The organism is Bacteroidales bacterium (genome assembly GCA_031275285.1).
Lineage (GTDB): Bacteria > Bacteroidota > Bacteroidia > Bacteroidales > UBA4181 > JAIRLS01.
Map to the genome: position 1 here is coordinate 1 of JAISOY010000045.1, position 6,785 is coordinate 6,785.

General features: G+C 39.7%; 6 protein-coding genes. 2 read left to right on the forward strand and 4 right to left on the reverse strand.

Annotation, left to right across the window (positions count from 1 at the left end; genetic code table 11):
* The coding region (locus LBQ60_04355) for a glycoside hydrolase family 76 protein (GenBank protein ID MDR2037134.1) at positions 1–1,126 on the reverse strand (1,126 nt) is incomplete at its 3' end.
* Positions 1,123–2,577, reverse strand: a complete 1,455-nt coding sequence (locus LBQ60_04360; protein MDR2037135.1) for a glycoside hydrolase family 125 protein — start codon at positions 2,575–2,577, stop codon at positions 1,123–1,125. The genes LBQ60_04360 and LBQ60_04355, both read right to left, overlap by 4 nt.
* 237 nt (positions 2,578–2,814) lie before the next feature.
* Between LBQ60_04360 and LBQ60_04365 the strand changes: the two genes are divergently transcribed.
* Positions 2,815–3,813: a lytic transglycosylase domain-containing protein gene (locus LBQ60_04365; protein ID MDR2037136.1), complete on the forward strand. Its 999-nt coding sequence runs from the start codon at positions 2,815–2,817 to the stop codon at positions 3,811–3,813.
* A gap of 238 nt (positions 3,814–4,051) precedes the next feature.
* Positions 4,052–5,191: an rRNA pseudouridine synthase gene (locus LBQ60_04370; protein ID MDR2037137.1), complete on the forward strand. Its 1,140-nt coding sequence runs from the start codon at positions 4,052–4,054 to the stop codon at positions 5,189–5,191.
* Positions 5,192–5,404: 213 nt separating this feature from the next.
* Here LBQ60_04370 and LBQ60_04375 read toward each other — a convergent pair whose 3' ends face one another.
* On the reverse strand, positions 5,405–5,803 hold the full coding sequence (locus LBQ60_04375) for a cupin domain-containing protein (GenBank protein ID MDR2037138.1): 399 nt from the start codon (positions 5,801–5,803) through the stop codon (positions 5,405–5,407).
* 105 nt (positions 5,804–5,908) lie between these two features.
* Positions 5,909–6,785: glycoside hydrolase (locus LBQ60_04380; GenBank protein ID MDR2037139.1), on the reverse strand; the 877-nt coding region annotated here is incomplete at its 5' end.

Here is a 6,785-nt window from a genome sequence, read left to right on the forward strand (position 1 = left end):
GCAGCCATCGGTTCTTTTTCCCCGATTTGCCGCTCCAGTCATCTGAGAACAGATGATTAACGTCTCTGTTTTTGAGCCATGCATATTCCAGATTTCGGGCAAAGATGTCGATGTACTTCCTTTCTTTATCAATAGTATATAATTCAACAAATCCCCGGAACATGACAGCTGTGAACCATACATTTCCTTTTTTAATCATTCGGAATGATCTTCCATCGTCGGTGGTGAAATTATCTGTGAAATATAAAATGGCAGATTCCGCTATTTGTCTGGCTTCTGAAAGATATTCCTGATCATTGGTCAGGCTATATAACAATACAGCAGATTGTAACATCTGACCACTGTTGTATGCATATTTCCTTTTGTCGACTCTTCCAGTCAATGAAATATTATCATAGTACAAGTGGTCTCCGGTATCCTGCAATTGCTTTTTGGTCCAGTTATACAGCGAGAGCCCCTGGTGAAAAAATGTACTATCCCTGGTCGCTTTGAATAATTTGAATGCCATCACTGATCCCGGGGCATTGGAACAGGTGTTTTTTGAACGCTTTTTCTGCTCACACCAATAAATTCCACCTTCCAGTTCTTCATCAGTTCCGCTAAGGATGAACTGCCAGATTTCTTTTGATTTTTCAAGGTATTCCGTATTTTTTGTATACATATACAGGTCAACAAAGTCAATACCCAGCCATACATTGTCATCATAAAACCTGTCGGACCATCCTGATTCACGTAGATAAGATGCATAACCCGGTGGTTGTCGAGAATCATCATAGTATTTTTCAAGGGCAGGCAATACTCTGTTTTCCAGAATTTCAAGGTACTTTTTGTCGTTTGATGCGTGCAATAAAGCATTTACCGCAGAAAAAGTACCCGAAAACGGCCATAAATATGCAAACTGTTTCACAGACCCGGTATCCTCCGATGCAAGATAAGTAGCGGAATAACTGGCATCAAACGGATAATTTTCACGGAGTAAAGGGGTGTTTTCCACTCCGTAATAAGTGTAGATATGATCCAATGTCTCTTCGGCCATAGGTAAATATTCCGGGTGATCCGTTGAGGTCCCGGAACAGGCAGAAAAGAAAAGAGGAAAGAATAAAAGAAAGTACCTGTATAGGATCATGACAAATTATTCAAGAGACCGATTTTTCCTTCTTTTTCCAGTTTCATGATCAATTCACCAAATAAGGTATTTACCCAGGCAAACCATTTACGTGTGAAATCAGCAGGGTTGTCTTTGTTGAATGATTCATGCATAAAACCGGTATCGGCATCCGTATCACGAAGCATCCGGATACAATCTTTGATTTCAGCATCGTTACTGCTGGTCATGGCTTTCATAATGATACTCATCGGCCAGATCATGTCATAACCGATATGAGGACCTCCAATACCTTCTCCTGCTTTTCCTTTAAAGAAATAAGGATTATCAAGACTCCAAATAAATTTACGGGTGTTCTGGTAAATTTTATCGTTAACTGCAACAGTACCCAGATAAGGCAGGGCCAGTAAACTCGGAACATTGGCATCATCCATAAACAAACGATTGCCAAAGCCATCTACTTCGAAAGCGTAAATTTTTCCATATGTGAGGTGTTCGGTAACGGCATATTTTTCTATGGCTTTTTGTACTTCACCGGCAAGTGTATCGCAGGTTTTTGCAAAATCCTTATCCATAGTTACTTTTGTAGATATCTCGGACATTTGCTTCAGTGAAGTTACTGCAAAAAGATTGGATGGTATAAGAAACCCGTATGTGGTGGCATCATCGGACGGGCGGAAAGATGAAACGATCAGACCGACCGGTTTTACAGGATTACCAAAGCCATTATTGGATAATGTATCTAGTTGTCTTTCTGTTTTCCTTTGGAATACATAGGGACCTACACCATCTTTTCGTTGCTGTTCTTTGAATGTCCGAATGATCAGTCCGGCTGCTTTTTTCCAGTCAGCATCAAATACGGAACTGTCTCCGGTAATTTTCCAGTAATGGTATGCCAATCGTACCGTATAGCAAAGTGAGTCGATCTCCCATTTCCGTTCGTGTAATTCGGGTTTCATCTGGGTTTTGTCGGACAACCATTCGCTGTCCCCGGGTCCGTCGTTGAACGCATTTGCATAGGGGTCGATCAGGATTAATTTAGTTTGCCGGTTGATGACCCCTGCGATCAATTGCTTCAGCGGTTCATCATTTTTACATAGTTGAAGGTAAGGCCATACCTGGGCGCTGGAATCCCTTAACCACATGGCATGGATATCACCCGTATATACAAATGTGTCGGGTTTATTATTGATCATCCTGAAATTGACAGTAGTATCCAACGTATTGGGCAGACAATTTTCGAACATCCATGCCAGTTTCGGATCTTTGATCTGCTTTTTGATCCTTACAATGGTCTCTTCCACGGCTTTGGATGTAAAATGACGTTCGGATAGCGGAGGACGATTTGAAACAAAGTTGTTTGTTATGTTTTTATTTACACCATATTGGCTCATTGAAAAAACGTGATTACCAACCGCCAATGCGGCTAATCCTAATCCTCCCTTTTTGATAAAATTCCTGCGAGTGGTCATAATATTAATATGTTAATTGTTAAAATTTTTTTAATTTTTGAAAATAGATATATTGATGGTGAACAATTTCTCAAAAAGATACTTATAATATAACAAGCACAAATATAGCATCAAATTCCGATTACAGAAGTATGATCCGGATAATAAAAGTGCTGTTGACGCGGATTATACAGTAATCTATCTATATTTTTAGTAATTTTGTAGACTTAAACCTGAATTTAATATATCATAGTTCACATGAAAACTTATTCTGTCGCGGCTTTTGTTTTGTTATCGCTGATAGCTGCTACATTCGGATTTTGCGCCTTTTCACCTCATCATACGGATCAAGCTGCCAAGGATACTATCATACATTATATTACCACTCCTTTTATGCCGGAAAAAATGGAATTTGCCGGTGAACAGGTTCCGCTTCATCATATTGACGTACGGGAAAGTATGGAGCGGGAATTAATTGTGAACATGAATTTTCATTCCAGCACGGTTCAATATCTTAAAAAGATCACCCGTTTTTTTCCTGTCATAGAGCCGATATTGGCGGAAAACGGGATTCCTGACGATTTTAAGTATTTATCACTGATTGAGAGTGATTTCATGAATAAGGTATCTCCTAAGGGAGCAACGGGATTCTGGCAGTTCATGAAAGGGGCTGCCCTTGATTACGGATTGGAGGTCAACAGTGAAGTGGATGAACGTTATCATTTAGAAAAGGCAACCGTAGCTGCTTGTAAATATCTGAACGACGCCTATAAGATTTTTGATAGCTGGACCATGGCAGCGGCTTCCTACAATATGGGAAAAGCCGGATTGAGCAGGCAGGTCAAACGTCAGCAGTCTGATTATTATTATGATCTATTGCTGAATGACGAGACAATGCGGTATGTATACCGCATAATTGCCGTAAAAACCATATTGAATGATCCGTTAAAGTATGGATTTAAGGTGCTGAATAGTGAAAAATACGGGAGTATTCCTTATACGGAAGTTGAAGTGAAAACAAGTATTCCCGATTGGGCTGACTTTGCATTCAAGTACCAGACCAATTATAAGATTTTAAAATTGTTGAATCCCTGGTTGCGGGATAATAAACTGACAAATGCTTCCCGGAAAAAATATATGATAAAAATTCCGGCTGAAGGATTCAGGGGGGATTTGCAGCATCGTATTGATGAAGAGGAAGCAGAATCCATCGAAAAGGAAAGTGAAAAAGTACATAAGAGAGATGTCCAAAATTAAAAAATTATATATTTTCTACAGTCGGGTTTATTTTTGGTATGACTTTTGTTCTTTATGTAATAAAGAAAATATAACGGAGTTTGTACAACGCAAAAGTAAAATCCGTACCGTAGAGACAAAACAAAATCTTTAATTAAAAAACAATTTATTCGTTGAATGTCAATTTTATGTGTACATTTGCACACAATTTTTAACTTAATTATAATTTAATAATTTAATTTTCAGAAAGAAACAATTTATGGATAACAGAAACGATTGGAAGCGTGCATCTGGACCAGGAGCATCTTCGCGTTCGGAAAAGTATGGAAATGAGCGTCGAGGCATCCGAGATGGAAAAAACAGCTCACCAAGAATGTATGAGGGCAACTCTTACAACAAGTCTGATAACTATGGTAATCGTATCCAGGATACAGACTATAATTATGAGAGAGGAGGGAGCAGTGGTTATGATTCGGGGTATATTGATCTGAACAGTGCTGTGGATTCAGTACCTGCAAAGAGGAAACGTAAACGGATTGTAAAAGATAATAACACCAGTAGTGTTCCGGATAAACCTTATCAAAAGGTTGTTTTAAAGAGAAAGGTTGGAAAGAAACCTTTACCGCCGCTCAAGAAAAAGATCAAGCCAGTGGCTCCGTTATATCCTGATGTCGTATTTGATAAGCCGATCAGGTTAAACCGCTTTATCTCCAATACCGGTTTGTGTTCGAGACGGGAAGCCGATGAGTACATCAAGCAGGGACTGATAAAAGTAAACGGAGAGGTCGTTACAGAAATGGGAGTTAAGGTAAATCCTGGCGATGAAGTTTGCTTTAAAGATAAAATACTGAGCAGCCAGCGTAAGATATACCTCTTATTGAATAAACCCAAGGGTTTTGTTACTTCAGTGGATGAACCCCAGGGTAAAAAAATAGTGATGGATCTGGTACGTAGCGCTTGTAAAGAAAGGATATACCCTGTTGGCCGTCTGGATAAGATGACTACCGGTGTATTGTTGTTTACTAATGACGGGGATCTCTCGCTTAAGCTTACCCATCCGTCCAACAGGATGCGTAAAGTTTATCAGGTAACCCTAGATAAACCACTTTCCGGAGAAGATCTGGAAAAACTAGCCAAAGGTATTGAACTGGAAGACGGATTTATCGCTTTTGATTCCGTTGCTTACACAGATCAGGATAACCATACCCAAATAGGGGTTGAGATACATTCCGGAAAAAACAGGATCGTACGACGTATGTTTGAAGCCGTAGGTTATAAGGTAATGAAATTAGACCGTGTATATTTTGCCGGATTAACCAGGAAAGGGTTGAAACGGGGAAAATGGCGTTTCTTAAGCCCTGAAGAAGTGGCTTTCTTAAAAATGATGCCTTCGGGATAATGAATGATTTGAACTAATCAGAATTTAGAAATAATATCTGTCAGGATAATTTCAAATAAGGATGTTACCAACGTAACATCCTTATTTGATTAATAGGGGGCATCTATAGATCGTTGGTATTTTTGATCTGTTCCCACTTATCCCGGATGTTTTCCTCTCCTTTAAAATATTCCACCCGGGCATTTTTATCAAATGTTTCCATTGTCGGAGCAATTAATAATTTATTGGAATCAGGGTATTCACATACATCATGTCCGATATAGGTCCTGATATCCAGAAAAACACAAGCTTCCGTTGTGTGATTGTATAACTGGTGCGCTCCTGTTTCCCCATTTCAAAAAATATCAGGTCACCATTCCCAACTACCTCTAATCCACTGGGAGTTCTTAGAGTTGCCGACCCGGAGATGATCATAAATAACTCTTCTGCATACCGGTGGAAGTGATAGGGGGCAGAATATTGCCCCGGATTTAATTGGCGTACATCAAAATTTAAATTTTGAGATTTTATTCCTTTTTCCTGAATGGAAACATCGGTAAAAATTCTAAAATTATCTATCTTATTTGGGGCTTCCTGAAACTTCCTCTGCCCTGATTTTAAAATTGTTGCCATAATCTTGTTTATTTCGAATTCAATGTTTTCAGTTCTATGGATTATCTTAATGATAATTATCTTCTCATTAACCCTTGATTAACCTGCATCTGTCAACTGATAAGGTCACTCCCTAACGGATTTTAGTAATTCCTTTAAGGGTATTTTTTGGAAAATCATATCCGCCTGGCTTCCTTCATATAAAATTCCTATATGCTGCTCGTCAACAGAAGTGAGGCATGAGTATCCTCTACCTCTACCTTCATCCAGTAACAACCAATGTTCTTCGGGCCATGTTTTTCCATCGTCAAAACTTACCTTAATGGTCATATGGTCACGAGCGTTCTTAGAGTTAGGGTTGGAAAAAACCAATATACTTTTTTCTTTTCCGTTTTCCGTGTAATGGTGCTTATATAAACTTGCCATACAGGTGGGTTCTATTAAAGCATTTCTCGAAGTAGGATGTTCTGTCCAGGTTTTTCCTAAATCCGTAGTAACAGCAATGGTTCTTCCGTTGTGTTCGGACATATCCGACCGGTTACGGTTATCCCGCATATTCAGCATCAGTGAACCGTCGGATAGCTGAACCACAGCGCATTCAGTGGTTCCTTTCGGTGTTTCGGCTGCCTGATTGCTGGTTACCCAGGTGCTACCACCATCTTTGCTCCATGTAATGTTGGAAAATGGCTTTCCGTCTTTGTCACGTCCCTGCGTGGGCATAACCAATGTGCCATCATCCATAGTGATCCCATTGCCGGGAGCAGGAGACCACAACCACCATTCCTTTTTCTTGCACATTTCAGTCAGGTTCACCGGTTCCGACCAGGTTTTTCCATCATCAGAACTTCTGGTAATCAGAAACTGACTGCTTTCCTTTACGCCAAATCCCGGTTGCGATCCTTTTGCACGCCATTGATGGTTCCATTCCTTTGAAGATGCAGTCAGGTTTTTGATCCATTTTCCCTTATCATCCAATACACCATACATCCATGTTCCAGCAATG

What these genes read in the sequence shown, in the direction of transcription:
- LBQ60_04375 (MDR2037138.1), bottom strand. Translation starts at nt 5,803, where the DNA reads ATGGCAACAATTTTAAAATCAGGGCAGAGGAAGTTTCAGGAAGCCCCA.
- LBQ60_04365 (MDR2037136.1), top strand. Translation starts at nt 2,815, where the DNA reads ATGAAAACTTATTCTGTCGCGGCTTTTGTTTTGTTATCGCTGATAGCT.
- LBQ60_04370 (MDR2037137.1), top strand. Translation starts at nt 4,052, where the DNA reads ATGGATAACAGAAACGATTGGAAGCGTGCATCTGGACCAGGAGCATCT.
- LBQ60_04360 (MDR2037135.1), bottom strand. Translation starts at nt 2,577, where the DNA reads ATGACCACTCGCAGGAATTTTATCAAAAAGGGAGGATTAGGATTAGCC.